The 26,663-nt window shown below is 49.7% G+C and carries 22 protein-coding genes and 1 other RNA gene; 6 read left to right on the plus strand and 17 right to left on the minus strand.

Annotated elements, in window-relative coordinates; all coding sequences use genetic code 11:
* Positions 1 to 110 precede the first annotated feature (110 nt).
* From ACTHSW_RS07085 to ACTHSW_RS07115, 7 genes are all read right to left on the minus strand, one after another.
* Positions 111 to 662 carry a hypothetical protein gene (locus ACTHSW_RS07085; RefSeq protein WP_070460713.1) on the minus strand — a complete coding sequence of 184 codons (552 nt, stop codon included), beginning with the start codon at positions 660 to 662 and terminating at the stop codon, positions 111 to 113.
* Between the two features lie 36 nt (positions 663 to 698).
* Positions 699 to 1,052, minus strand: a complete 354-nt coding sequence (locus ACTHSW_RS07090; RefSeq protein ID WP_070460711.1) for a nucleolar protein — start codon at positions 1,050 to 1,052, stop codon at positions 699 to 701.
* A 47-nt stretch (positions 1,053 to 1,099) separates the two neighbouring features.
* Positions 1,100 to 3,019: an ATP-binding cassette domain-containing protein gene (locus tag ACTHSW_RS07095; protein WP_070460708.1), complete on the minus strand. Its 1,920-nt coding sequence runs from the start codon at positions 3,017 to 3,019 to the stop codon at positions 1,100 to 1,102.
* Between the two features lie 172 nt (positions 3,020 to 3,191).
* A complete protein-coding gene (locus tag ACTHSW_RS07100) occupies positions 3,192 to 3,959 on the minus strand; it encodes an amino acid ABC transporter ATP-binding protein (protein ID WP_049333845.1) in 768 nt (255 codons plus the stop codon).
* Between the two features lie 9 nt (positions 3,960 to 3,968).
* A complete protein-coding gene (locus ACTHSW_RS07105; protein WP_083290040.1) occupies positions 3,969 to 4,685 on the minus strand; it encodes an amino acid ABC transporter permease in 717 nt (238 codons plus the stop codon).
* Positions 4,675 to 5,499 (minus strand): amino acid ABC transporter substrate-binding protein, encoded by an 825-nt coding sequence (locus tag ACTHSW_RS07110; RefSeq protein ID WP_070460706.1) that lies wholly within the window; start codon positions 5,497 to 5,499, stop codon positions 4,675 to 4,677. The genes ACTHSW_RS07105 and ACTHSW_RS07110 overlap by 11 nt, the downstream gene beginning before the upstream one ends.
* Positions 5,500 to 5,653: 154 nt before the next feature.
* Positions 5,654 to 7,564, minus strand: coding sequence for an alpha-amylase family protein (locus tag ACTHSW_RS07115; RefSeq protein ID WP_070460704.1), 1,911 nt, complete (start codon positions 7,562 to 7,564; stop codon positions 5,654 to 5,656).
* 666 nt (positions 7,565 to 8,230) lie between these two features.
* Between ACTHSW_RS07115 and ACTHSW_RS07120 the strand changes: the two genes are divergently transcribed.
* Genes ACTHSW_RS07120 through ACTHSW_RS07130 form a run of 3 tightly spaced genes read left to right on the plus strand, consistent with a single transcriptional unit; the run spans position 8,231 to position 11,159 of the window.
* Positions 8,231 to 9,010 carry a (Fe-S)-binding protein gene (locus ACTHSW_RS07120; RefSeq protein ID WP_049344813.1) on the plus strand — a complete coding sequence of 260 codons (780 nt, stop codon included), beginning with the start codon at positions 8,231 to 8,233 and terminating at the stop codon, positions 9,008 to 9,010.
* Entirely contained in the window at positions 9,007 to 9,708 is a 702-nt protein-coding gene (locus ACTHSW_RS07125; RefSeq protein WP_070460702.1) for a LutC/YkgG family protein, read from the plus strand. The genes ACTHSW_RS07120 and ACTHSW_RS07125 overlap by 4 nt, the downstream gene beginning before the upstream one ends.
* Positions 9,705 to 11,159 carry a LutB/LldF family L-lactate oxidation iron-sulfur protein gene (locus ACTHSW_RS07130; RefSeq protein WP_070460701.1) on the plus strand — a complete coding sequence of 485 codons (1,455 nt, stop codon included), beginning with the start codon at positions 9,705 to 9,707 and terminating at the stop codon, positions 11,157 to 11,159. The genes ACTHSW_RS07125 and ACTHSW_RS07130 overlap by 4 nt, the downstream gene beginning before the upstream one ends.
* 183 nt (positions 11,160 to 11,342) lie before the next feature.
* On the opposite strand, the gene ACTHSW_RS07135 is transcribed toward ACTHSW_RS07130, so the two are convergent.
* Entirely contained in the window at positions 11,343 to 15,176 is a 3,834-nt protein-coding gene (locus ACTHSW_RS07135) for a DUF3683 domain-containing protein (protein WP_440365226.1), read from the minus strand.
* Positions 15,177 to 15,436: 260 nt separating this feature from the next.
* Here ACTHSW_RS07135 and ffs point away from each other — a divergent pair.
* An RNA gene (gene ffs, locus ACTHSW_RS07140) (signal recognition particle sRNA small type) lies at positions 15,437 to 15,533 on the plus strand.
* Between the two features lie 117 nt (positions 15,534 to 15,650).
* Here the strand turns inward: ffs and ACTHSW_RS07145 are convergent.
* The 3 genes from ACTHSW_RS07145 to ACTHSW_RS07155 all read right to left on the minus strand — a co-directional run bounded on the left by ACTHSW_RS07145 (position 15,651) and on the right by ACTHSW_RS07155 (position 18,692).
* Positions 15,651 to 16,868 carry a uracil-xanthine permease family protein gene (locus tag ACTHSW_RS07145; protein WP_003679234.1) on the minus strand — a complete coding sequence of 406 codons (1,218 nt, stop codon included), beginning with the start codon at positions 16,866 to 16,868 and terminating at the stop codon, positions 15,651 to 15,653.
* A gap of 167 nt (positions 16,869 to 17,035) precedes the next feature.
* The gene (locus ACTHSW_RS07150) at positions 17,036 to 17,347 is read right to left on the minus strand and encodes a hypothetical protein (protein WP_036490806.1); all 312 of its coding nucleotides are present in this window, start codon (positions 17,345 to 17,347) and stop codon (positions 17,036 to 17,038) included.
* Between the two features lie 82 nt (positions 17,348 to 17,429).
* Positions 17,430 to 18,692, minus strand: coding sequence for a multifunctional CCA addition/repair protein (locus ACTHSW_RS07155; RefSeq protein ID WP_070460699.1), 1,263 nt, complete (start codon positions 18,690 to 18,692; stop codon positions 17,430 to 17,432).
* 189 nt (positions 18,693 to 18,881) lie between these two features.
* Between ACTHSW_RS07155 and ung the strand changes: the two genes are divergently transcribed.
* Entirely contained in the window at positions 18,882 to 19,541 is a 660-nt protein-coding gene (ung, locus tag ACTHSW_RS07160) for a uracil-DNA glycosylase (protein ID WP_107792020.1), read from the plus strand.
* Between the two features lie 54 nt (positions 19,542 to 19,595).
* Here the strand turns inward: ung and ACTHSW_RS07165 are convergent, their stop codons facing one another.
* The 5 genes from ACTHSW_RS07165 to ACTHSW_RS07185 form a co-directional block, all read right to left on the minus strand.
* Positions 19,596 to 20,669 carry a sulfate/molybdate ABC transporter ATP-binding protein gene (locus tag ACTHSW_RS07165; RefSeq protein ID WP_063075725.1) on the minus strand — a complete coding sequence of 358 codons (1,074 nt, stop codon included), beginning with the start codon at positions 20,667 to 20,669 and terminating at the stop codon, positions 19,596 to 19,598.
* On the minus strand, positions 20,666 to 21,526 hold the full coding sequence (gene cysW, locus ACTHSW_RS07170) for a sulfate ABC transporter permease subunit CysW (protein ID WP_070460696.1): 861 nt from the start codon (positions 21,524 to 21,526) through the stop codon (positions 20,666 to 20,668). Before cysW ends, ACTHSW_RS07165 begins: the two co-directional genes overlap by 4 nt.
* Before the next feature lie 84 nt (positions 21,527 to 21,610).
* Positions 21,611 to 22,447 (minus strand): sulfate ABC transporter permease subunit CysT, encoded by an 837-nt coding sequence (cysT, locus tag ACTHSW_RS07175; protein ID WP_070460694.1) that lies wholly within the window; start codon positions 22,445 to 22,447, stop codon positions 21,611 to 21,613.
* A 160-nt stretch (positions 22,448 to 22,607) separates the two neighbouring features.
* Entirely contained in the window at positions 22,608 to 23,057 is a 450-nt protein-coding gene (locus tag ACTHSW_RS07180; protein ID WP_070460693.1) for a DUF4124 domain-containing protein, read from the minus strand.
* A 13-nt stretch (positions 23,058 to 23,070) separates the two neighbouring features.
* On the minus strand, positions 23,071 to 23,265 hold the full coding sequence (locus tag ACTHSW_RS07185) for a hypothetical protein (protein ID WP_049336152.1): 195 nt from the start codon (positions 23,263 to 23,265) through the stop codon (positions 23,071 to 23,073).
* Positions 23,266 to 23,450: 185 nt separating this feature from the next.
* Between ACTHSW_RS07185 and ACTHSW_RS07190 the strand changes: the two genes are divergently transcribed.
* Entirely contained in the window at positions 23,451 to 25,079 is a 1,629-nt protein-coding gene (locus ACTHSW_RS07190) for an ABC-F family ATPase (protein ID WP_003683571.1), read from the plus strand.
* Positions 25,080 to 25,304: 225 nt separating this feature from the next.
* Here ACTHSW_RS07190 and ACTHSW_RS07195 read toward each other — a convergent pair whose 3' ends face one another.
* Positions 25,305 to 26,522: a D-alanyl-D-alanine carboxypeptidase family protein gene (locus ACTHSW_RS07195; RefSeq protein WP_070460691.1), complete on the minus strand. Its 1,218-nt coding sequence runs from the start codon at positions 26,520 to 26,522 to the stop codon at positions 25,305 to 25,307.
* Positions 26,523 to 26,663: the final 141 nt, after the last annotated feature.

Genomic DNA, 26,663 nt, shown 5'->3' on the forward strand with positions numbered 1-26,663 from the left:
TTGAAACGGGCGTAATCATTATAGGATTCAGGCCGTCTGTTTGGCGTGACGAAAATTTTGGATTTCGTTTCCACCTATTCAGACGGCCTGATGTTTTGATTGATTTGGACTTACATTCTGCCCAGTTCGCGCTGGAGGGCTTGAATGTTTTTCTCTCTATCCAAAACCGCACCTTGCAGCGTACTGATGGCCTGTTGATTGACGCTGCCACCTTTGGCTGTCCGCGCTTGGCTCAGTTGCTTTTTGGCATCGGCCAAAGCCGCGCGTTCATTGGATAACTCGGTTTCCAAAATAGAACGGCGACTGTTGACGCCGGAGGATTTTGGAACCGGAGGAGGAGCTGTTTCAGAAGCGGTGCGGACAGGAGCTGGTTTGGGCGTTGCCTTATGGTTGGATTTTGTCGCTGTGTTTTTGCTTTTGGCCGGAGCTATTTGTGATGTCGGCGCATTGAGTGTCGGCGTATCGCTGACCGGGGCGTCGTATCGGCTGCTGCTGTATTTGCCGACAATCGGCAAATCGTTGACGGCTTGGCAGTTGCCGCTTGGGCGCGAGGTATAGACAATTGAGCCGTTGACTTCACAGGTGTAGATTTTTGCGGCATGGGCTTGGCTGTTGAAAATGGCAAGCGGCAGCAGGGATAGGGTAAGCAGATATTTTTTCATGATTCAGGTAGGGCTGATTCGTTGCAGTTGAGCATTTTATTCTTGTTCAGACGGCATGGGCTGCTGTTTTTTGGCTTTTGCACCGTTTTTGTTTTTGCTCGGTTTGTCGGCTTTTTTCTCTTGTTTATCCGATTTTTCCGCGCGTGCCTTTTTCTTAGGCTTTGCACTTGCGCGTTCATCAGAGGCATTGAGGCTGCGGATGTTGAGGTGGTAACCGCTGCCTTGATGGCCGCTGATTTTAGGCAATTCGGCCTGTGCGCAGGAGGATTTGGGTTCGGAAGTATAGCTGCCGTTGCCGCAGGAATAAACTGCGGCGGTAGCGTGAAGAGAAATACCCAAGATGAAAGAGGATACGAAGAAGTACCCGGCTTGTTTGATGGTTGAAGTCATGTTTTTCCGTATTGTGTTTTATTTCAGACGGCCTGATGGCTCTATTTTTATTGGGAAAACTCGGCTTCGACATCAACTTGGATTTGCTCAAGCTCTTCCTGCCATTGCAGCCAGTTTTCTTCCAGTTGCGTTAATTTTACTTTAGTTTCTGTTAATTGTGCGAGTGTCTCTTGCAATTTGGGTTTATTTTCTTCTGAATAAGCAGATTCTTGTGCCAAAAATGCTTCACAGGCCGTCTGAATATCAGTCAATCGTGCGATTTCTTTTTCGGCTTTGTCGATTTTCTGCTGAATCGGTTTGCTGCGTTTGGCTTTTTCCTGACGGATTTGTGCTTCTATGCGCTTGGTGTCTTTGCGGCTTTGGCTTTGTGCAGAAGCGGCGGGGGCAGCAGCTGCGTTTTCTTGTGCCAACCGCCATTGACGGTAGTCGTTCAAATCACCGTCGAAGTTGTTCAGACGGCCTTTGTCAATCAATAGGAAGCTGTCGGTAGTCGCTTCAAGCAGGCTGCGGTCGTGCGAAACGACAATCAATGCACCTTGGAAACTTTGCAGTGCAAGTGTCAGGGCGTGGCGCATATCCAAGTCTAGGTGGTTGGTCGGTTCGTCAAGCAACAGCAGATTAGGCTTTTGCCAGATAATCATGGCAAGGGCAAGCCGCGCTTTTTCCCCGCCGGAGAACGGCTCGGTCTTTTGAACCGCCATATCGCCGACAAAGTTGAAACCGCCTAAAAAGTTGCGGATTTCCTGTTCGCGGACTTCGGGCGAAAGCTGTTGGATATGCCAAACCGGACTTTGGTCTGCGCGTAAAGTATCCAGTTGGTGTTGGGCAAAATAGCCGATATTGAGCTTTTCGGAGCGAACGATGCTGCCGGAAAGTAAATCGATTTTTCCTGCCAATGCTTTGATAAATGTGGATTTACCGCTGCCGTTAACACCTAACAGGCCGTAACGTGCGCCGCTTTCCAAAGACAAGGTGATATCGTGTAAAACGGTATTGTCGCCATAACCTAAGTCGGCATGGTCGAGTTTCAATAATGGATTAGGCAGATGGGTCGGATTGGCAAACTCAAAGGAAAACTCGCTATCCAAATGCGCAGGAGCGATGCGCTCAAGTTTGGCTAATGCCTTCATGCGGCTTTGAGCTTGTACGGCTTTTGTGGCTTTGGCTTTGAAACGGTCGATAAAGGATTGCAGATGTTTAATTTGCGCCTGCTGTTTGACGTAAGCGGCTTGTTGTTGCGCCAGGCGTTGGGCGCGTTCGGCTTGGTAGAAATCGTAATTGCCGCCGTATTGGGTCAATTTTTGTTGCGACAGTTCGATGGTCTGCGTTGTGGTGGCATTCAAGAAGTCGCGGTCATGGGAGATGATGATTTGCGTACAAGGCAGGGAAGCGAGATGGTTTTCCAGCCACAACACGGTTTCTAAATCCAAGTGGTTGGTCGGTTCGTCCAAAAGCAGCAAATCGGCACGGCAAATCAGCGCTTGGGCAAGGTTGAGGCGCATACGCCAGCCGCCGGAAAAAGATTTGACGGGATGGGTATGTTCTTCTTGTGCAAAACCCAAGCCGTTAAGTAGTTTGGCGGCGCGTGCAGGAGCGGTATAGGCATCGATTTCTTCAAGTTTGGCGTGATATTCGGCTTGCTTCATGCCGTCGTTTTGTGCTTCTGCTTGGGCTAAGGCCGTCTGAAAAGCCTGCAATTCGGCATCACCTTGCAAAACGTAGTCTAAAGCGGAAATATCTAAATCAGGCGTTTCTTGAGAGACGGAAGCAAGGCGCCATGTTTTGGGAATAAGGATTTCGCCGCCATCTTGTGTGATTTCACCTTTTATCAGCGCAAACAGGCTGGATTTGCCTGTACCGTTTTTACCGATTAAACCAACGCGTTGGCCGGGGTTGATTACGGCATCGGCTTTATCGAGTAGGACTTTCAAACCGCGTTGTAAGGTGAGTTTTTTAATTTCTATCATGATGGCAGGCAAGGGGATGAGTAAAACGAAAGGCGTTATTTTACCTGAAAAGATATATAAAAGGCCGTCTGAACAAGTATGAAAACGAAATCAACGATTTCTATTTCACTTAATTCAGACGGCCTTTATGAAATGACGGTCGGAAATGCTTTCAAATTGTCTGTCGTTTCAATTAAATTTGAAGATCGGCATTGTCCGCACGGATTTGGCGCAGGAATTTTTGTGTCCGCTCATGTTTGGGATGATTGAACAAATCTTGCGGGCTGCCTTGTTCGACAATAACGCCGCCGTCCATCACGACGACCGTGGTTGCCACTTCTAAGGCGAATTTGATTTCATGCGTAACGACAACCATGGTCCAGCCTTCTTGTGCCAATTCCTTCATGGTATCCAAAACATCTTGCACCAATTCAGGGTCAAGCGCGGAAGTCGGTTCGTCAAACAGCATCAATTCAGGCTGAATCGCCAATGCTCGGGCAATGCCGACACGCTGCTGTTGACCGCCGGAAAGCTGGTAGGGGTAGAGGTCAATCTTATCGCCCAAACCGACTTTTTCAAGCAATTTGACAGCCTCTTCACGCGCTTGAGCGACAGGCTTGCCTTGTACGGCAACCGGTCCTTCCATGACGTTTTCCAACGCAGTTTTGTGCGGAAAGAGGTTGTATTGTTGGAACACCATGCCGGATTTGCGGCGCAGTGCCAAAATATCGTGTTTGCTTGGTTTTTTGGAAAAATCGATGCTTAACGGCTGCGCATTGTCAAACTCGATTTGACCTTGTTCAGGCATTTCCAAAGCGTTTAAACAGCGTAAAAACGTGGTTTTGCCTGAGCCGGAAGGGCCTAAGATAACAACCACTTGTCCTTTGCCGACATCCAAATCGATGCCGCGCAAAATGGTATTTTCGCCAAAGGTCTTATGGATATTGCGGATTTTAATCATGACAACTCCTTATTTGGCGACATAGCGGTCGAAACGTTTTTCCAAACGCGCCTGAATCAAAAACAGCACTTTGCAGAAACACCAATAAACCAATCCGGCTTCGATATAAACCGGTAGATAGTCATAGGAGCGATTAGCAATCTGTTGAGTAACTTGGAATAATTCAGTTACCGTTACAACTGCTGCAAGCGAGGTATTTTTGAACAAACCGATAAATTCATTGCTCAAAGGCGGTACGGCAACGCGGAATGCCTGCGGAGCGACAATGCGGCGGAATGTCTGCATATAGGTCATACCGATGGAGAAACCAGCTTCCCATTGACCTTTAGGTACGGACAAAATTGCCGCGCGTATGGTTTCGGAAGCGTATGCACCAACGTTGAGCGAAAAGCCGATGATGGCGGCAGGAATCGGGTCGATATAAATACCAACAGATGGCAGACCATAGAAGGCCACTGCTAGTTGTATTAAAAGCGGTGTTCCACGAATGACAGAAATATAGAATTCAACCACTTTAAGTAGAATTTTTTGAAGAATTCCACCAGGTGGCATGATTCTTACCAAAGCAACGGCTACAGCAATAATCATACCGATAACGAAAGAAGCAATCGCCAGAGGAAGAGATACTATAAAGCCGGCTTTGACCATAGGCCAAAACGCGCTGATGAGCATATCAGCGCGTGTTTCCGTCATAAACGGCAGAGAGGCAAGGAAATTATTTAACACTGATGTCTTTTCCGAAGAATTGTTCGCCCAGTTTTTTCAGCGTACCGTCGGCCTTCAGTTCGTTCATGGCTGTGCTGAATTTGGCCAATGCCTCATCATTGCCTTTATTGACAATCAAGCCGGAGCCGACTTTTTCGTCAGCCGGGGCAGACCAAACGATTTTTACACCAGCATCAGGTTTATTTTTCAGATAGTCCAATACTGCCAATTCGTCGTTCAGGGTTGCGTCGGCACGTTTTTGTTCAATCAGAGTCAGAGATTGCGCCAAACCATCTACCGGCACGAGTTCAGCTCCTGCCGCTTTGGCTTTTTCGCCATAGTTGCTGGTCAGGGATTGTGCGGTTTTCACGCCTTTGATGTCATCGATGGATTTGATGTTGCTGTCTTTGCGTACAACCAATACGGCACCGCTCCAGCTGTAAGGCTCGGATTTGTCAAAAGTCGCTTGACGTTCAGGGCTGGTCAGGCCGACTTGGTTGGCGACCACGTCAAAACGGCCGGCTTTCAAACCTGCCATCATAGAGTCCCAACGTGTTTCTTTAAATTCAACTTTGATACCCAGTTTGTCGGCAACTGCGCGGGTTACTTCGACATCGTAGCCGGTCAATTTGCCGTCTTTGTCGTGGTAAGTGAATGGTGCGTAAGTACCTTCCGTACCGACAGTGATGGTACCTTTGTTGTTGATACGCTCAATCAATGAGCCTGAGGCCGCACCGGATTGTGCCGGAGCAGAAGAAGCTGAGTTGCTACCTTCTCCACCGCAAGCAGCCAAAACTACTGCAGCGATGCTGCCAAGTACGAATTTTTTCAACATGGATTTTTACTCCTGACTTTAAGTGTGTCATTTAGTATTAAAGCGTGCATTCTAAGCGAAACTGCCCAAAATACAAAATACATCTTATGCCTTAAAAGGCCGTCTGAACGCTGATTTGTTCAGACGGCCTTGAATGATGTATAAAAAATTCAGCTTATGCAATTTCAAGCCACATGACTTGATAGGGTTGCAGGACCAAATCCTGATTCAGAGAAACGGTTTGACCGCTGATCAAATCGTGCGCTTTAAACGGCATGGCCTGCAGGGTGTGCGCACTGATGGTTTGCGCATGTTCGCTGAAGTTGCCGAATGCCAAAAGCGCGTTGTTGCGCATATAGCCGATGATGTGTTTGTTGTTGGTGTTGAAGGTGACCAATCTGCCGCCATTAAAGCGCGGATTGCTTTGGCGGATGGAGATCATATGGCGCAAACCTTGGAAAATTTGACCGGCAGTGGTCGAGCCGTCATGGCGTTGGTTGTACAACTCCTCATTGTAACGAGGACGGTGTGCCCAGCGGCTGTCATCGCTCTTGTTGCTGTCTTGCGACCAGTCATCGTCATTGAGCGTACCGACTTCGTCGCCTAGGTAAATCAGCGGTAGGCCGCCAGTACTCAAAGCAATGCTGTACAAGAGTTTGATGCGGTCAACGGCATGCGGATCATTTTGAGCCAAGCCGACCAATGCTGCGGCTGTACCGCTGACACGGCAGTCGCCTGTGCTTGGGTTGTATTGGAACGGTACGCCGCGTGCGAAGCTGCCGTCGAAATGGTTGACGAAGAAGCGGTTGAGGAATTGTCGGTGGTCATAGCCGTGAATACCGAACTGCCATGCATCCTCATCGGCAAATGTCCAGCCGATGTCGTCATGGCTGCGGACGTAGTTGACCCATGCTGTGTGGTCGGGCAGGTTGTGGCGGTAGGTCAGTGCTTGATGGAGCAGGTTGACTTCGCGTGTCGCAAGCGTGTTCCACAACAATGCCATTTGCAGAGGGTTGTAGCCGATTTGGCATTCGTCTTGGCTGATGTATTGGACAACTTGGTCAGGATGGACAATGGCTTCGGATTTGAAGAAGACGGCTGGCGCTGCGATACGCATTACAGAGTTAAACGCACGAATCAGAGCGTGTGCCTGAGGCAGGTTTTCGCAGCTTGTGCCCATTTGCTTCCAAATAAAGGCAACGGCGTCCATGCGCAGAATATCAACGCCCAAGTTGGCAAGAAACATCATTTCGCCTGCCATGGCACGGAATACCCATGGGTTGCTGTAATTTAAGTCCCATTGGAAGGAGTTGAACGTCGTCCATACCCAGCGTCCGTCTTCCAGTTGGGAGAAACCGCCCGGATGTTGGTCGGGGAAGATTTCACGCAGGGTACGGTCGTATTGATCGGGCATCCAGCGGTCGGGGAAGATGTAATAGAAGTTGTCGTAGAGCGGATCACCGGCGGCGCAGCCTTTTGCCCATTTGTGTTCGTTGGATGTGTGGTTGAAGATGAAATCGACAACGGCGGAAATACCTGCTTCATGCAAGGCAGCAATGACATCACGCAAGTCGTCTATCGTACCCAGTGCCGGATTGACATCGCGGTAGCTGCTGACCGCATATCCGCCGTCGCTTTTGCCTTCGGGACATTTAAACAGGGGCATCAGGTGCAGATAGGTCAGGCCCAATTCTTGGAAATAAGGGATTTTGGCTTTCAAGCCTTGCAGATCACCTGCGAACAAATCGACGTAGCACACGCCGCCAACCTGTTTGTTGGACAAAATCCAGTCAGGATCATTTTCGCGCGCGATATCGATATCTTTTAAGGATGAGTTGCGTTGGGAATAGCTTTGCCATGCTTGGGCAATCAGTTGCTCCAACATGGGGAGGACGGCTTCGTTGTTGTTGTAAACGTTGTCCAGCTCGTGCATCAGTTTTGGGAAGTGTTCCTCAAGTCGTCTGTCAAACTGTTTCCAGTCTTCAGATGTCTCGATGCTTGCACGCTGTTCGGTGGTATAAATCGATAAGGTGCGTTCTTTAAGGTGATGCAAGGTCAAATCAACCTGTTGAGTCTGGGTCAACATAATGCCTACTCCGAAATTAAGGTGAAATTGTTTTGAAGCTTGGTTTCACTTCTTTTGCAAATCCATGCCGATCGTGGGCGGCTAAGACTGTAATTTTGCGTCAAGAAACTGTCTCAATGATACTGGAAGTGCTTGAGTGTGCAAAGGGTTTTCAAGGTTAGGAACGATGATTTTTCAAGTGTTTGATTTTGATTAAAAGTAGGGTTGAGTATACGGAAAGTAGCCTTTTGACGAACTTATCTTTCAGACGGCCTGAGTTTATGAGAAAAACTTTTATTTTTATCATCTTAGATATCTTTTTATTCCAATATGGCCGTCTGAAACATATGTACAGCATAGCGGATTGCTTGTTTCGTCTAAAAACGTGTCACAGAGATTAAGCTCATGATTTCTGATGTAAATCAAGATTCTATAAAGAGGCAGTGATTGTGTTTTGAAGAGGGAGGGAATGTACGAGTTTCATTTATTAAAAAATGAATCCATCAATTTCTTTATTGATAGTGGTTATTATGTAGATTATCAAGTTAATAAGGGAAAGGTGTCTGTCTGGTTTGTCATGCTTTTTTAATATTATTTTTTAAAATTAGACTTGACCCATTACAAGCAATTACTTAAAGTACCCATCTTATTTTTACACAAGAAAACGGGTTGTCCCGTTCCAAAAAAATGAGCGCAATCAAACCACCACAAATCACCGTATTCGACAGCAAGCCAACCGATGCTTATTTCTTCGGTACTTGCGTTCTTGACCTTTTCATGCCTGAAGCCGGTATGGATGCCATCACTTTAATCGAACAACAGGGTATCCGTGTCCATTATCCAATGGAGCAAAGCTGCTGCGGTCAACCGGCCTATTCGTCAGGCCATCCTAAAGAAGCCTTTGATGTTGCCAAAGCGCAACTGGATTTATTCCCTGAAAATTGGCCGATTGTCGTGCCTTCCGGTTCTTGCGGCGGCATGATGAAACACCACTGGCCGACTCTTTTCAAAGGCACCGAGTACGAGCAAAAAGCCATTGATTGCGCCAACCGTATCATTGAATTTACCCACTTCCTGCTGGCGATTGGTTACAAACCTGAAGATAAAGGCGAGCCGGTTAAAGTGGCTGTCCATACTTCCTGCGCGGCACGTCGCGAGATGAATGTCCATTTGTCAGGCTGGCAGCTGATTGACGGCATGGAAAATGTTGAACGTATCGTCCACGACCATGAAAGCGAATGCTGCGGTTTTGGCGGTACATTCTCTGTGAAACAAGCCGATATTTCCGGCGCGATGGTAACCGACAAAGTCGCAGCCTTAAAAGAAACAGGCGCAACTGAAATCATCAGCGCGGACTGCGGCTGCATGATGAATATCGGCGGCAAAATCGCTAAAGACGAACCGAATATGCCACGGCCGAAACATATTGCATCTTTCCTGTTGGAACGCACCGGAGGTAAAGCATGAGCGCGCGCGAAAATATTTTGGCGAAATTGAAAAAAGCCGATGCCTTACCGATGGAAGAGCCGCCGGTTTTCGATTATTACCGTGAAATGGGTGTTTCTTGGGCAAACGATGTCGAGCGTTTGAAACATTGGGCGGCTGCCATGCGTGCCGTCAAAACGGAAATCTATTGGGTTACTAAATCTAACTGGCCGCAAGTATTCCGCCAAGCAGCCGAAGGCAAAGGCTTGAAAAACATTCTGCTTCCCTTGGAAACAGAACATGGTCAGCTGGCTCGTGCAGCTTTGGCCGATACCAATATTGAAGTGCGTGGTTTTGAGCGAAAAATCGACGACTGGAAAAACGAATTCTTTACCGATATTGAGGCTGGTTTTAGCGGCTCTAAATGCGGTATTGCCCGTACCGGTACGATTATGCTGGAGTCCAGCCCTGTCGAGCCGCGCAGCCTGAGTTTGGTGCCGCCTGTGCATTTTTGCCTGTTTGACACCAGCAAAATGTACAACGAATTCCATAATGCTGTTGAAGGCGAAAAACTGGTAGAAAAAGGCATGCCTACCAACGTTATTTTGATTTCCGGCCCGTCTAAGACTGCCGATATTCAATTGACTTTGGCCTATGGTGCACACGGCCCGCGCGATTTAGTGGTTTTGGCCGTTCTGCCTGATCACATTTCCCCTGCCGATTTGGAGGAAAAAGCATGAGTTCCCAAACCATTAAATTCCATATGAAGCCGGAAACGTTCAAGCAAAACGCTGCGATTTCTTTGCAAGACAAGCCTCTGCGTAAAAGCTTGCGCACGGCGATGGATATGCTGATGACCAAGCGCAAAGCCGTTTTGACAGATGAAGAAGAGCTGCAAAGCCTGCGTGACTTATGTGAACATGTCCGTCAACGTTCGTTGTCCAAATTACCTGCATTATTGGAACAGCTGGAAGAAAACCTGACCAAGTTGGGCGTTAAAGTCCACTGGGCGGAAACCCCTGCCGAAGCCTGCCAAATCATTCACAACATCATTACCGATAAAAACGGCAAGCTGATGGTGAAAGGCAAATCTATGGTCAGCGAAGAGATTGAGCTGAACCATTATCTGCAAGATCAAGGCATTAAAGCGGTTGAGAGCGACTTGGGCGAGTTTATCGTTCAAATGGCCGGCGAGAAACCAACTCATATCGTGATGCCTGCCATTCACAAGACCAAAGAGCAGGTTAGCGAGCTTTTCCATCAAAACCTTGGCACTCCATTAACAGACGATGTAGACCAGCTGACCGGATTTGCGCGTAAAGCTTTGCGCGATATTTACAGCACTGCCGATGTCGGTTTGAGCGGTGTGAACTTTGCCGTCGCGGAAACAGGTACTTTGTGTCTGGTCGAAAACGAAGGTAACGGCCGCTTGAGCACCACTGTGCCGCCTGTGCACATCGCCATTACCGGTATTGAGAAAGTGGTTGCGAAACTGTCGGATGTGCCGCCTTTGTACAGCCTGTTGCCACGTTCAGCTATCGGTCAGAACATTACCACTTATTTCAATATGATTACCGGCCCACGCCGCAGCGAAGAACTGGACGGTCCGCAGGAAATGCACTTGGTTCTGCTTGATAACGGCCGTAGCCAAGCGTATGCAGAAGATCAAATGCGCCGTACCTTGCAATGTATCCGTTGCGGTGCGTGTATGAACCACTGTCCGGTTTATACCCGTATCGGTGGCGCGGCTTACGGCACGACTTATCCCGGTCCGATTGGCGAGATTATCTCTCCGCATTTGTTGGGCTTGGATGCGACACGCGATCTGCCGACTGCGTGTACCATGTGCGGCGCCTGTGTCGAAGTTTGCCCGGTACGTATTCCGATTACCGAACAAATGCAACGTCTGCGCGTTGAAGCACAACGTTCGCCAACAGAAGCCGTTCCTCATCCTATCCGTGGTCAAGGTGCATCGCATACCTTCGGTGAGCAAATGGCGTGGCGTACGTTTAACGGTATTTTCAGCGGCAGTAAGGCTTATCGAGCATTCGGTTGGGCGGCTACCAAATTCCGTGCATTGACACCGAGCAAGCAGTTAAGCTGGACCAATAACCATGTTCCGATGAAACCTGCCAAACAAACATTGCATGAGATGATGGCAGAAAGAAAACGTCAGCAAGAAAAAGCATAAGGCTTGAAAATAAAACCTGGGGGATAAAAGCCTCAGGTTTTATTTTTTATTGAATATTACTGGTGTTGAATGACTGATAGTAATTGATTTCATTAGCTTATTTTTATTTCTATTAAATAAGAGGCCGTCTGAAAATGATTTTCAGACGGCCTTTATTATAGCCCAAAGTTTTTGTCTAAGTCCTTAGAGCAACACTTTCTCCACGCCGCCGTTGTTGGCTTTTTTCACAAACTCGTCCAGCCAGTTTCCGCCGAGGATGTGTTTCGCCATTTCGATGACGATATAGTCGGCGGGCATGTCGTTGTCGTCGGCGTATCGGCTCAGTCCTTGCAGGCAGGCGGGGCAGGTGGTGAGCATTTTGATGGGTTCGCCTTGCGGCAGCTCTTTGAGGTTTTTCTCAATTTCCTCTTGTTTGCGGAACTTGACCTGAGTAGCAATGTCGGGGCGTTTGACGGCGAACATGCCGGATTCGCCGCAGCAGCGGTCGCTTAAAACGACTTTCTGCCCCATGAGGCTGCTTGCCATTTGGGTGGCGTTCATGGTTTTGATGGGCGTGTGGCAGGGGTCGTGGTAGAGGTATTGCTGACCTTTCACGCCGTTCAGTTTCACGCCTTTTTCGAGCAGGTATTCGTGGATGTCGATGATGCGGCAGCCGGGGAAGATTTCTTCAAAGCGGTATTTTTCGAGCTGGTCGTAGCAGGTACCGCAACTGACGACGACGGTTTTGATGTCGAGGTAGTTGAGGGTGTTCGCCATGCGGTGGAAGGCGACGCGGTTGTTGGTGCTCATTTCTTCGGCTTTAGCCTTATTGCCGCCTGCGTCCTGCGGATAGCCGCAACACATATAGCCGGGCGGCAGGACGGTTTGTACGCCGACGTGCCAAAGCATGGCTTGGACGGCGAGTCCGATTTGGCTGAACAAACGCTCAGAACCGCAGCCGGGAAAGTAGAACACGGCTTCGGCATCTTCAGGCGCGGCGGGGTTGCGGATGATGGGGATGCTTTTGTCGTCTTCGATGCCGAGCATGGAGCGCGGTGTTTTGGCGGGCACGCTTTTGGGCAAAGGACGGTTGATAAAGTGGATGATTTGTTCTTTGACAGGGGCGGTGCCGACCGTGGCTTTAGGTTCGGCTTTTTGCTTTTTGGTGCCAATCGGAAGAAGCTTGCCGATTTTGTAGGCAAAGTTCTGCGCAGGGAAGCCGGTCTGTATCATGGCGGCGCGAAGGGCTTTGATGGTTTTCGGGCCTGTGGCGTTCAAAAATGCCATGCCCATTGAAGCCACAGGCGCAAAGCGTTTGTGACCGGAATCGGCAAGGTAGTTGCGTACGGCTACGGTAACATCGCCGAAGTCGATATTGACAGGGCAAGGTTTAACGCAGCGGTGGCACACGGTACAGTGGTCGCCGATGTCCATCAGTTCTTCAAAATGTTTGACGGAAACGCCACGACGGGTTTGTTCTTCGTATAAGAAGGCTTCGGTCAGCAAGCCTACGCCGAGGATTTTGTTGCGGGGGCTGTACAGCAGGTTGGCACGCGGAACGTGAGTAGAGCAAACAGGTTTGCATTTTCCGCAGCGCAGGCAGTCTTTGACGGAATCGGCGATGGTGCCGAGGTCTGATTTTTCCATAATCAGCGATTCCGCCCCCAAAAGCTCGAAAGACGGCGTATAGGCGTTGCGCAGGTCCGAGCCTTTCATCAGTTTGTGACGGTTGAAGGTGTGTTTGGGATCGACTTGGTTTTTGTAGTCCCAAAACGGCTGCAAATCTTCATCGGTCAAAAATTCGAGCTTGGTGATGCCGATGCCGTGTTCGCCCGAAATCACGCCGCCGAGCGAACGGGCGATTTTCATAATGCGTTCGACCGAACGGTAGGCCGTCTGAAGCATTTCGGCATCGTCTGAGTTAACCGGAATATTGGTATGAACGTTACCGTCGCCGGCGTGCATATGCAGGGCGACGAAGACGCGGCTGCGCACGGTTTTGGCGTGGATTTTGCCCAAACCTTGAATAATTTTGGTATCGGTTTTGCCGCTGAAGATTTCAGAAAGCGGCTTCATTACGTCCGCTTTGACAGACACACGCAGGCGGAAATCGCGGAAGGCAATAAAGCAGCTTTCATTGTCTTTGGCTTCGGGCGCGGCGTGGACGGATGCGCCATAGCGAGCTTTATAGTCGGCAAGTGGCGCATCCAAGTTAGCAAGCAACCATTCCCAACGCGCTTTGACAGAGGAAACGTGGGCTAGGGCGTGTTTGCCGCGTTCACCTAACAGTTCGGCGGTTGGCAGGTCTGTTCCCATTTTGTCGATGGGGAGTTTGCCGGACAGATATTGCTCCAAGGCGGCACAGAGTTTGAGTTTGTTTTGGATGGAAAGCTCAATGTTGATGCGTTCGATGCCGTCTGAATACTCACCGAGCCTTTCGAGTGGGATTACCACGTCTTCGTTGATTTTAAAGGCGTTGGTATGTTTGGCGATGGCGGCGGTGCGGCTGCGGTCAAGCCAGAAGGTTTTGCGCGCTTCTGGAGATATGGCGATAAAGCCTTCTCCGTCACGGGCGCGGGCGAGTTCGCAGATGTGTTCGGCGGCTGCCTGCACGGCGGCTTCATCGTCGGAAACCACGTCTGCCAGCAAGACCATTTTAGGTCGGCCTTTGCCTGCCGCTTTGGTGGCATAACCGACGGCACGGACGTAACGCCAGTCTAAATGTTCCAAACCGGCCAGTCGTACGCTTTCATGGGCAAGCAAGAAGTCGCGGATTTCGACGATGGACGGCGTGGCAGTGGCGACCGTACCGAAAAACTCCATACACACGGTGCGCGTGTATTTCGGCATTTTATGCAATACGAAGGCGACGCTGGTGATGATGCCGTCTGTGCCTTCTTTCTGCACGCCGGGCAGGCCGCTTAAGAATTTGTCGGTAACGTCTTTGCCCAAACCGACTTTGCGGAATTTGTGGCCAGGGATTTCCAAGCGTTCGGTTTTAACGATATTGAGACCGTCTGAATCCAGCGTATGTACGTCAAATATGGCGGTTTCTTCATCGTGGATTTTGCCGAAATTGTGGCGCACGCGTTCGATACGCAACCATTCGCCTTGAGGGTTAACCATGTTCCAGTAGGCGAGGTTGTCCAAGGCAGTACCCCACAGCACGGCTTTTTTACCGCCTGCATTCATCGCCACATTACCGCCTACGCAAGACGCATCGGCGGAGGTCGGATCAACGGCGAACACCAAACCTGCCTGATGCGCGGTTTCTTCCACTCGTCGGGTTACCACGCCTGCGCCGCAATGGATAATCGGATGTCTGCCGTCCAAGCCTGCCAGCTCAACGTATTCGACGCCGCGATGCTTGTCGAGTTTTTCGGTATTGATGACTGCGCTGTTTGCGTCCAAAGGTACTGCGCCGCCGGTATAACCCGTACCGCCGCCGCGTGGGATAATGACCAAGTCCAACTCAATTAAGGCGCGCACCAAAGGCGCGATCTCTGCCTCGGTATCAGGATTGACGACGACAAACGGATACTCCACGCGCCAGTCGGTCGCATCAGTAACGTGCGTTACCCGCGCCAGCCCGTCGAACATAATATTGTGCGGCTTGGTGATTTTGCTTAAACGTTCCAAAATCTGATGGCGTTTTTGGATGGTTTCATCAAAACTGCTATCAAAACGTTCGACTGCTTTTTCTGCTGCGGCAACCAAGACATCCACTTGCTGATTGTCGTCGCGGCGCTTGCGGATTTCGTTTAAACGGTGGCGCATTTCCCGCACCAGCGCGGCGCGGCGTTTCGGGTGCTCCAACAAGTCATCGACCAGATACGGATTGCGCACGACCACCCAAATATCGCCCAATACTTCAAACAGCATTCGTGCCGAACGTCCTGTTTTCCGTTGACCGCGCAGGTCTTGCAGGATTTGCCACGCTTCGTCGCCCAACAGTCGGATGACGATTTCGCGGTCGGTATAAGAAGTATAGTTATAGGGAATTTCTCGAATACGCTGAGGGGCAGTAGTCGTGGTCATGGTTGTGTTCCGTTGATGGATGTAATGTTTTTATATTAAAGGCCGTCTGAAAAATGCAATTTCTTCTTGATGCCGTAAAGTGTTAATGTAGTGTAATTTTCGATATTTTTCAACGGAAAAGACGATAAACATTTCAATGGGAATGATTTGCAACTAGGTAATATTGTTTACAATCTTGTCGTGTAAATGGTTTTCAGACGGCCTGATAGATTTTATCGCTTGAGTTTTTCTGTAAAACCGCTATAATGCGTTTCTTCTATGGCGGGTCTCCCCGCATGGTAATTCGGAACACCGGGTCAGGGGCGGAAGCCAGCAGCCCACTCTGATGAGCCAGTGCCGGGGGTTCGGCTCGCCACCTTATTCAAAAATGCCGGAGATGATAAAGTCTCTGGCATTTTTCATTGTATAAAGCGTAATAAAAAGGCCGTCTGAAACCTTATTTTCAGACGGCCTTTGAGTTTATGAACCAGCTATTTATGCTTCTTCTGATTTTGTATTGGGCAAAACGCAGTTCAGGATAATGGCCAATACGGCGCACAAACCTACACCGGCGAAGCTCAAAGTACCTACTTTGATAATCATGCCGCCGATACCGGTTGTCAATACGGAGCTGACGATAACCAGATTTTTCGGCTGCATCAAATCGACTTTTGCATCAATCAATGTTTTGATGCCCAAAGAGGCGATTGTACCGAACAGCAGCAACATAATGCCGCCCATAACCGGCATAGGAATCGAAGCCAAAAACGCGTTGAATTTACCGAAAAACGCCATGAAAATCGCAAAAATTGCTGCCCAAGTCATGATGACGGGGTTGCTGTTTTTGGTAATCATCACCGCTCCGGTTACTTCACCGTAAGTGGTCACAGGAGGGCCGCCAATCAAACCGGCCACGCACACGCCCAAGCCGTCGCCGGCGAGGGTTTTGTCCAAGCCCGGGTCTTTGGTGTAGTTTTTGCCGGTCACATTACCGATGGCCATAATGCCGCCGATGTGTTCGATAGCCGGGGCAATGGCAACGGGCAACATAAACAAGGCAGCCTGCCAATTGACTTGAGGCGTTTCAAAATGAGGGACGGCAAACCAAGGAGCGTTGATGATGGCGCTGGTATCGACCAAGCCCATGATCAAAGCCAACACATAGCCTGAAGCCACGCCGATCAGAATCGGAATCAGCTTCATCATCTTGCTGCCGAAGACAGAAACAATGACGGTTACCGCAAAGGTAAAGCCGGAGAGAATCAGCGAGTCGATATAGTCGATGACCTGTTTTCCATCCGCCTGACCCATAGCCATGCTGCTGGCTGCAGCGGCTACGGACAAACCGATTACCATAATCACCGGACCGATAACCACGGGCGGCAACAGTTTGTGTACCGCATCCAGACCACGCCATCTAATTAGCGCGGCAAAGACAAAGTACATGAAACCTGCCGCAAACAGGCCGAACATGGTAGAAGGCAGGCCCCATTCGCCGATGGAATAGATAATCGGTGCAATAAAGGCAAAAGAAGAGCCGAGGAAAATCGGCACTTTACGTTTGGTAACCAATTGGAACAACAAGGTGCCCAAGCCTGCACCCAATAATGCCAAAGCCGGGTTCAGTCCCGTCAAAAGCGGCACAAGCACCATGGCACCGAATGCGACAAACAAAATCTGTGCACCGGCTACCGCCGTTTTAAGCTGGTTCATAAAAGCTCCGAAGAAAATTCAAACGGCGCAGATTATACTGATTTATCCTAGTCATGAACATTTATTTACAAAAGGCCGTCTGAACAAATGTAACGATGACACCTGTTCAGACGGCCTTGTTTGATAGTGAATGGTTAATAACTTATCAAAATCGATTAGGAAAATTCCTAACCGCGTGTTTCGCGCCAAACCAAATAATCGCGCAGGGGCGGCATGGGCGGATTGATGCAGTGGGGGCAGATGCCGGTTGTGTCTTCGTCGTCGCTGTCGATGTGGTAGGCATTGGGGTCAAAGCGCACCTGCTGCATCACGGCTTGCGCCAATGCTTGTTCCTGTACGACATCAAATTCAAATTTTTCCAAAATCTCATTCAATAGGCGGATTTCGCCGTCGCTGAAAGATTCGCTGTGTTTAACAATGAGGCGTTGATAATCTTCATTGCTGATTTTTTCGTGAAGTAAATCGGTCTGGATAGTCATGATTTTTATTGTTGAAATAAGATGGTCAAGGTGTGGATTATAGCGGATATCGTGGTGGCTGTTTCAAAGCTTGTCTATACCATCAATAGCCTCCTATTTTTTCAGCCTGATACGCTTTTTGCAGCGGCCTAATTTGCGCCAAGCGTGCATGATCGATTTGTTCGGCAATTAAATGGGCTTTTCCTTGTGTGCGGCACTCGGCGGCAATTTTGCCTGCATCTACTTGGTTGGCGGCCTCAAGTAAGGCCAGCCAGTGTTCACGTTGCGGATAGGGGGCGTCTTCAAGGTTCAGACGGCCTTGTTTGTCAGCCACGCAGACGTTTAAGGCCGTCTGAAAACGTTCGGGGCGGCGGAACGCGTCGGTTTTTTTCAAAATCTTCAAAATGGTTTTGCTTTTGAACTGCCCGACTTGATGGAGCATGATGTGCCAACGGCAGATGAGTTCGGCAAGCTCGGCACAGTGTTTGGGCGCGCGCAGGCGTTGATTGACTTCGCGGACGGGTTCGACTCCATTGACGTCGTGTCCGTAGTGTTTCGGCAGTATATCGGCCGGTGTTTTTGCCTTGCCCAAGTCGTGCAATAAGGCGGCATAGCGTTCGGCGAGGGATAGGTTCATCTCGGCGGCTCGTTGTACAACCATCAGCGTATGAATACCGCTGTCGATTTCGGGATGATAGTCGGCGCGTTGCGGTACGCCGAAAAGGGCATCGACTTCGGGCAGTAAAACTTTGAGTGCGCCGCATTCGCGCAAAACTTCAATCATTCGGCGCGGATTTTTTTCCATCAAGCCTTTGGCCAATTCCTGCCAGACGCGTTCGGCAACCAAGGCATCCGCTTCGCCGTTTTCTACCATTTGCCGCATCAGCGACATGGTTTCATCGGCAATTTGAAAACCATAACGCGCGGCAAAACGGGCGATACGCAAAATCCGCACGGGGTCTTCGGCAAAGGCAGGCGAAACGTGGCGCAGGATGCCGGCCGCCAAGTCTTGTTGTCCGCCAAAGGGATCGATGATTGTGCCGTCTGAATCTTGCGCCATGGCATTGATGGTCAGGTCGCGGCGCATCAGGTCTTGTTCCAGCGTAACGTCTTTATCGGCATGAAAGCTGAATCCGGCATAACCTTTGGCGGTTTTGCGCTCGGTACGGGCGAGGGCGTATTCTTCGTGGCTGTCTGGATGGAGAAAGACGGGAAAATCCTTGCCGACAGGTTGATAGCCTTGAGCCAGCATGGTTTGCGCATCTGCACCGACGACTACCCAGTCGCGGTCCTTGACGGGCAGGCCTAACAGATGGTCGCGGACAGCGCCGCCGACAAGATAGGTTTTGATGGTTTGTGTATTCATATAAAAATCGAACGATATAAAAAGGCCGTCTGAAAAGCCGTATTGGGTTTTCAGACGGCCTGATTCAGAACGCTATTATGACGCTTTAGGCTTGTTGCTGTCGATAAGATTCAGTCCGGCGGCAACAAACCATATCGTTATGCGGCATATCCTTTATAATAAGTCCATTCAAATACGGAGCGGTAAACAATGCAGACTTGGCACGAGGCAATTGGTGCGGAAAAAGAAAAGGCGTATTTTCAAATGATTTTGGAGAAGGTACGCCATGAAAGGCAGGCGGGGATAACCGTTTATCCGCCTGAACGTGACGTATTCAATGCCTTTCGGACGACTGAATTCGGAAATGTAAAAGTAGTGATTTTGGGGCAAGACCCGTATCACGGCGCGGGGCAGGCGCATGGTTTGGCGTTTTCCGTGCAATCTGAAATTGCGGTGCCGCCATCGCTGGTCAATATTTATAAAGAGTTGGCGACGGATATTGAGGATTTTCAGATTCCGCAACACGGCTATTTGCAGCATTGGGCGGAACAGGGCGTGTTGCTGTTGAACACGGTGTTGACTGTCCGTGCTGGTTCGGCTCATTCTCATGCGACTTTTGGTTGGGAGGCGTTTACCGATGAAGTTATCCGACAATTGGATAAGGAACGCGAGCATTTGGTCTTTATGCTGTGGGGCAGCCATGCGCAGAAGAAAGGCGCGTTTATCGACCGCAGCCGTCATTTGGTGCTGACCGCGCCGCACCCTTCGCCTTTATCGGCGTATCGTGGCTTTTTCGGCTGCAAACATTTTTCGCAGGCAAACGCTTATTTGCAGGCGCATGGTTTAGAGCCGATTGATTGGCAGGTTTGAATAAGATGAAAGGCCGTCTGAAAGCAGATTTTCAGACGACCTTATGATTTAGTCTCAAATCGAATATTCAATCAGTTCGTTTTGAGAAAAGACATAAACCTGTTTCGGAATCAGGTTCAATTCTTTGCCTTCGGCGATTTGGTAACGCGCGGCATCGCTGCCTGCCAGCGTGATATGTACGTCCTGTTTGTCGTGTTTCACCAAAATATGCGTCAATGCGCCGACGGCGTGGATTTTTTCGATTTTGGCACGAATCATCGGTGTTTCGTTTTCGGCTGCAAGCTGCCATTCGTGTGGGCGGATATAGCCGATAGCGGTTTGTTCCTGCCATTTGTAGTGCGCGTCCAATTTCCACGCGAAGCCGTTGTAGTGCCAGATGCCTTTTTCGATGCGTCCTTCAAAAGCGTCGGTTTCGCCTAAGAACTCGGTAACGAAGGCGTTTTCAGGTTTACGGTAAATGGCTTCGGCGCTGCCGGTTTGTTCGATTTTGCCGTGGTTCATGACGACAATTTCGTCAGAAACTTCGAGGGCTTCTTCTTGGTCGTGTGTTACTAAAATGCTGGTTACGCCTAGGTTGTGATGGATGTCGCGCAACCAAGTGCGTAATTCTTTGCGCACTTTGGCATCCAGTGCGCCGAAGGGTTCGTCCAAAAGCAGGAGTTTCGGTTCGACCGCAAGCGCACGGGCAAGGGCGATACGTTGGCGTTGGCCGCCGGAGAGCTGGTGCGGATAGGATTTGGCGAGGTGGGAGAGCTGCACGAGTTTGAGCAGTTCTTCGACTTTGGCGCGGATTTGTTCTTTGGATGGGCGTTCGGATTTGGGCAATACGGTCAAACCGAAGGCGACGTTGTCAAACACGTTCATGTGGCGGAAGAGGGCGTAGTGTTGGAACACGAAACCGACTTTGCGCTCGCGCACATGCTTGGCGGTGACGTCTTGCCCGTCAAAGAGAATTTGGCCACCGTCGGCGTTTTCCAGCCCGGCAATAATGCGCAAGAGCGTGGTTTTGCCGCAGCCGGAAGGGCCGAGCAGGGAAACGAGTTTGCCGGTGGGGACGTTGAGGTTGATGTTTTTCAGCGCGTGGAACGCTCCGAAGTGTTTGTTTAAGTTTTGAATAGTGATGCTCATGCTGCGTTCCTTTCGGCGGCGGCGAGTTTTTTATCTTGTAATTTGGTAATGATGTTTTGCACCAGCAAGGTAGCCAAGGCTAAAAGTGCCAATACGCTGGAGAGGGCGAATGCGCCGGTGAAGTTGTATTCGTTGTAGAAGATTTCAACCAAAAGCGGGATGGTGTTGGTTTCGCCGCGTATGTGTCCCGATACCACGCTGACCGCGCCGAACTCGCCCATTGCGCGGGCGTTGGTGAGGATGATGCCGTAGAGCAGCGCCCATTTGATGTTGGGCAGGGTAACGCGCCAAAACATCTGCCAGCCGCTTGCGCCGAGAATCAGCGCGGCCTGTTCTTCGCTGTCGCCCTGCGCCTGCATCAAAGGAATGATTTCGCGCGCAACAAAGGGGAAGGTAACGAACAGCGTCGCCAAAATAATGCCGGGGATGGCGAAGATAATCTGTATGCCTTGCGCTTCCAGCCAGCCGCCCAATGCCGTGTGCGCGCCGAACAATAAGACGAACATCAAACCGGCCACCACGGGCGATACGGAAAACGGCAAATCGAGCAGGGTAGTCAGCAACTGCTTGCCGCGGAAGTCGAAACGGGTCAGCAGCCACGCCATCGCCACGCCCAAGACGGCATTGACGGGGACGACAATCAGCGCGGTAATCAGCGTCAATTTGATGGCAGACCATGCCTCGGGATCGGTCAAGGATTGCAGGTATAAATCCCAACCGCCTTTTAAGGCCTCATAGAATACGGCAACCAAAGGCACGACCAGCATCAGCAGCAGAAAGCCCAAGGCGGTAGCAGTCAGCAATACGCGCAGCCAACGCGGTTCGCTCAAGTTTGGATTAGTGGAATGGGTTTTCATGTTAGTGAAGTCTCTATTTATTCTTGTATCCTTTTAGGCCGTCTGAAAAATGTTTGCTTGATGTTTCAGACGGCCTGTTGTTTGTTAAACCCTCGCTCCGGCGCGGCGGCTTAAAGTCCATTGCATAATGTTTAAAATCAGCAGGATGACAAATGAAATCATCAGCATAAACAGAGCAACGGCAGACGCGCCCTGAGCATCGTATTGCTCCAGTTTTCCGGTAATAATCAATGGCAGGATTTCAGACACCATCGGAATATTGCCTGCGATGAAAATGACCGAGCCGTATTCGCCGGTAGAGCGGGCAAACATCATGCCTGCACTGGTCAACAAGGCCGGTGTGATTTCAGGCAAAAGGACACGGCGGAACGTAGTCCAACGGCTTGCGCCCAAAGTTGCCGCAGCTTCTTCATACTCGCCTGACAATTCTTCCAATACCGGCTGCACGGCGCGGACGATAAAGGGCAGACTGACGACAATCAGCGCAATCCAAATACCGATGGGCGTAAAGGCGATTTTGATGCCCAAAGGCTCGAAAAAACGGCCTATCCAGCCATTGGGCGCATACAAGGTTGCCAATGCAATGCCTGTTACTGCTGTCGGTAGCGCAAACGGCAAATCGACCAAAGCGTTTACCAACCCTTTGCCTGGAAATTCGTAGCGCACCAATACCCAGGCGACCAACGTGCCGAACACGATATTGGTCAACATCGCATAAAACGACATCCGCAAGCTCAGCCAGACGGCCGCCAAGACATTGGGTTCGGTAATCGTGTTCCAAAATCCGCTCCAGCCGATTTCTGCCGCTTTGGCCGCCATCATCGCAAACGGCAAAACCACCAAAAGCGACAGGCATAAAACCGTCAAGCCCAGGCTGAGTTTGAAACCCGGCAATACAGAAGGCGTTTTGAGTAACAACATAATGGCAACCGTCAGAATTTAATACACGCTTACTTTAACAAGGCAGTCTGAAAACTGGAAAGAATGCTTTGTTTGGTATAAAGACGATTTTGTTATATTGAAGACATGAAAAGGCCGTCTGAAAACCAAATTTCAGACGGCCTTGCTGGTGTGGTAAGGATCAATAGGCAACAGGATCTTGAGATGCAGGCTGGTGTTGCGCCGCGTCATAGTTTTCCTGAGCCGAGCGGACGGCTTTTTCCAAACCCTTGATCCGTTCGAGATAGCGGGCATAGTTGCGTTCATTGCCATAACGTATTTTTTTGCCTTCTTCCAAATTTTTCTTGGCGGTATCTAAAGCACGCTTGGCCGCGCCGACGTCAGCCGGATTGACCGGGGCGACAGCTTCTTCCGCTTGCTCGGTTTTACTTGGGAAAGTCGGCGTTGCCGGTGTTGAAACAGGCGCAGAAGTATATACGGACGGTTTGCCGATATTGCTGGCTTTGCAGTTTTTGCCGCCGGCTTGGGTATAGACTTTGCGGCCGGCAGAATCGGTACATTCAAAAATAGGCGCGGCGGAAACCGCAGTTGTCAAAGTGAGCAGTAATGTGCTGATCCAGATTTTGTTCATTTTTTATTTTTCCTTAAAACCATTTCCACCAAACAAGCAAAGCCGCAATCATGATGATGTTGGCGAAGAGGATGGGCTTCCACTGTCTGGGCGCACGTCGTAATTCAGCGCCCGAGCGCGTGCGGCGGATATAGAAAAACGGGCTGAGCAGCATGGAAGCGGCACATACCAAAATAATCACGGCGTAATAGATTTTGTGCGTTTCCATATCGTTTCTCCGTTTCAGACGGCCTGAAAGGCTGCCTACAACGCATTTTTGCGTGAAGCGTTGCCTGTTTTCATCTTGCATCGAAATTGGGCGCATTTGCCATGGCCTCAATCCTGAGGTCTTTGCAAAAATATGCTACAATCGCGTCCGATTATAACATTCTATTTATAAAGGTTTTACGAATAATGATTTCTACCAACGGCATCACCATGCAGTTCGGCGCAAAGCCGCTGTTTGAAAACGTATCCGTCAAATTCGGCGAAGGCAACCGTTACGGCTTGATCGGCGCCAACGGCTCAGGCAAATCCACCTTCATGAAAATCCTCGGCGGCGATTTGGAACAGACTGCCGGCGAAGTAGCGATTGAAAACGGCGTGCGTTTGGGTAAATTACGCCAAGACCAGTTTGCCTACGAAGATATGCGCGTGCTGGACGTGGTGATGATGGGTCATACAGAAATGTGGGCGGCGATGACCGAGCGTGATGCAATTTACGCCAACCCCGAAGCCACCGAAGACGACTATATGAAAGCCGCCGAATTGGAAGCCAAGTTCGCCGAATACGACGGCTACACCGCCGAAGCACGCGCTGCCGAATTGTTGAGCGGCGTGGGCATTTCCGAAGATTTGCACAATGCGACCATGGCAGAAGTTGCCCCGGGCTTCAAACTGCGCGTATTGCTGGCGCAAGCCCTGTTCTCTAAGCCAGATGTATTGCTCTTGGACGAACCGACCAATAACTTGGACATTAATACCATCCGCTGGCTGGAAGGCGTGTTGAACCAATACGACTCCACCATGATTATTATTTCGCACGACCGTCACTTTTTGAACGAAGTCTGCACCCACATGGCGGATTTGGACTACAACACCATCACCATCTATCCGGGCAACTACGACGACTATATGCTCGCTTCCGCCCAATCGCGTGAGCGTGCCCTGAAAGACAACGCCAAAGCCAAAGAGAAACTGCAAGAGCTGCAAGAGTTCGTCGCACGCTTCTCTGCCAACAAATCCAAAGCCCGTCAGGCAACCAGCCGTCTGAAACAGGCAGACAAAATCAAATCTGAGATGGTCGAAGTCAAACCTTCTACCCGTCAAAACCCATATATCCGTTTTGAAGCCGACGAAAAAGCCAAGTTGCACCGTCAGGCTGTGGAAGTTGAAAAACTGGCCAAACGTTTTGAAACCCAGTTGTTTAAAAACCTGAACTTCATCCTTGAAGCAGGCCAACGCCTTGCCATCATCGGCCCGAACGGCGCAGGTAAATCTACCTTGCTGAAACTCTTGGCCGGCGCATACAACCCCGAATATTCAGACGGCCTGTTGCCGGACGAAGGCACCATCAAATGGGCGGAAAAAGCCAGTGTCGGCTACTATCCGCAAGACCATGAAAACGACTTCGACGTCGATATGGACCTGAGCGAATGGATGCGCCAATGGGGTCAGGAAGGCGATGACGAACAAGTCATCCGCGGCACTTTAGGCCGCTTGCTCTTCGGCAGCAACGATGTCGTGAAAAAAGTGAAGGTTCTCTCCGGTGGCGAAAAAGGCCGTATGCTTTACGGCAAACTGTTGCTGTTGAAACCCAATGTCTTGGTCATGGATGAACCGACCAACCACATGGACATGGAAAGCATCGAATCCTTGAACATGGCGCTGGAAAAATACAACGGTACGCTGATTTTCGTCTCGCACGACCGTCAGTTTGTATCTTCATTGGCTACCCAAATCATCGAATTGGATGGCAAAGGCGGATATGAACACTACTTGGGCGATTACGAAAGCTATCTGGAGAAAAAAGGCTTAGTTTAAGCCCATGCTGATAACCTATTAAGGTATTGAAATGCCGTCTGGAAATCTTTATGTTTTCAGACGGCATTTTTTTGAAGCGTTTCATATTATCAATCACTGAAACTGCTAAGATTAAAATGGATAAATTTCTTGTTAGGAATTTTTATTAAAGCCATAAAACAGATATACAAAAGGCCGTTTGAAATATTTCAGACGGCCTTTATTTATGTTTTGATAGAAAGATGATTAACTGAATAAACCTTTAAACCACAACACAATCGCGTCCCACATACGGCGCAACCAGCTGCCTTCTTCCACGCCGGTCAGTGCGACGACGTCTTTTTCGGCAATGATTTTGCCGTCTTTCATGACTTTCAGCTTGCCCAATACTTGGCCTTTTTCAATCGGGGCGAGGACGGGCTGAAGCGTTTCTAAGATTGGTTTGACGTTTTTGCCGGTATCGTGGGGAATGGTAATGTAAACATCGTCCAAGAAACCGATATCTACGGCTTTGGTGCTGCCTTTGTAAACTTTGACTTGGGAAATCACTTCTCCGCCGTTGTACAGTTTAGGCGTATCAAATGCCTGTAATGACCAGTTGAGCAATTTGCTGCTTTCGCTGGCGCGCGCTTCGGTAGATTCGGCACCGGCAAGAATGGAAACAATACGGCGGTTGTTGCGTTTGCTGGAAGCGGCGAGATGGTAGCCTGCGCCTTCAGAATAGCCGGTTTTCAAACCGTCGATACTGCTGTCGCGATAGAGCAGAAGATTGCGGTTGGGCTGCTCGATATTATTGTATTTGAAAGATTTGTTTGCAAACAAAGGATAGTATTTAGGATAGTCGTTGATCAGTGCGGCTGCCAAAATGGCCAAGTCGCCAACGGTTGAAACATGGCCGTTAGAAGAAATGCCAGTCGGGTTGTTGAAGTGGGTGTGCTTCATGCCCAAGCGTTTGGCTTCTTCATTCATTTGTTTGACGAATTCGTCGATAGAGCCGTTGCCAAGGGCTTCGGCAAGGGTAATGGCGGCATCGTTGGCCGATTGGATGGTTGTACCCTTAATCAAATCGCTGACGCTGACAGGAACTTTGGGGTCGAGGAACATGCGCGAACCTTCGACTTTCCAGCCGACGTTTGAAACTGTCAGCATTTGATCTGCTTGAAGCGTACCGTTTTCCAGTGCTTTAAAGGCAAGGTAGGCTGTCATCATTTGCGTCAACGCGGCAGGCTCGATAGGGGTATCGGCATTGTTGGATGCCAAGGTTTGCTTGCTGTGCAGATCGGTAACAATATAGGCGGTCGCCGCAATTTCCGGCGGCGTTGTCGGGCTGTTGATGCTGTGCAGCAGCGGCTGCGTTTGAGCCTCACTTTGTACGGCAGGTGCGGATGCAACCGGGTCGGCAGCGAGGGCAGGAGTATTCAGGAGGGCAGCAAAAATTAAGCTAAGTAGCGTTTTTTTCATCATTATTTATGGATTTGAATATGAGTGGACACTGTTTCTTTCAAAGTAAACAGTTTGGCATATTAAATAGATATTAAGCGGACATTATACCGTCTCATTTAGGCTTTGCTAAGATTTTTCTTGCCTTCAGACGGCCTCAGGGGT

The organism is Neisseria sp. P0008.S004, from assembly GCF_051962755.1.
In the GTDB taxonomy this organism is placed as follows: domain Bacteria; phylum Pseudomonadota; class Gammaproteobacteria; order Burkholderiales; family Neisseriaceae; genus Neisseria; species Neisseria subflava_A.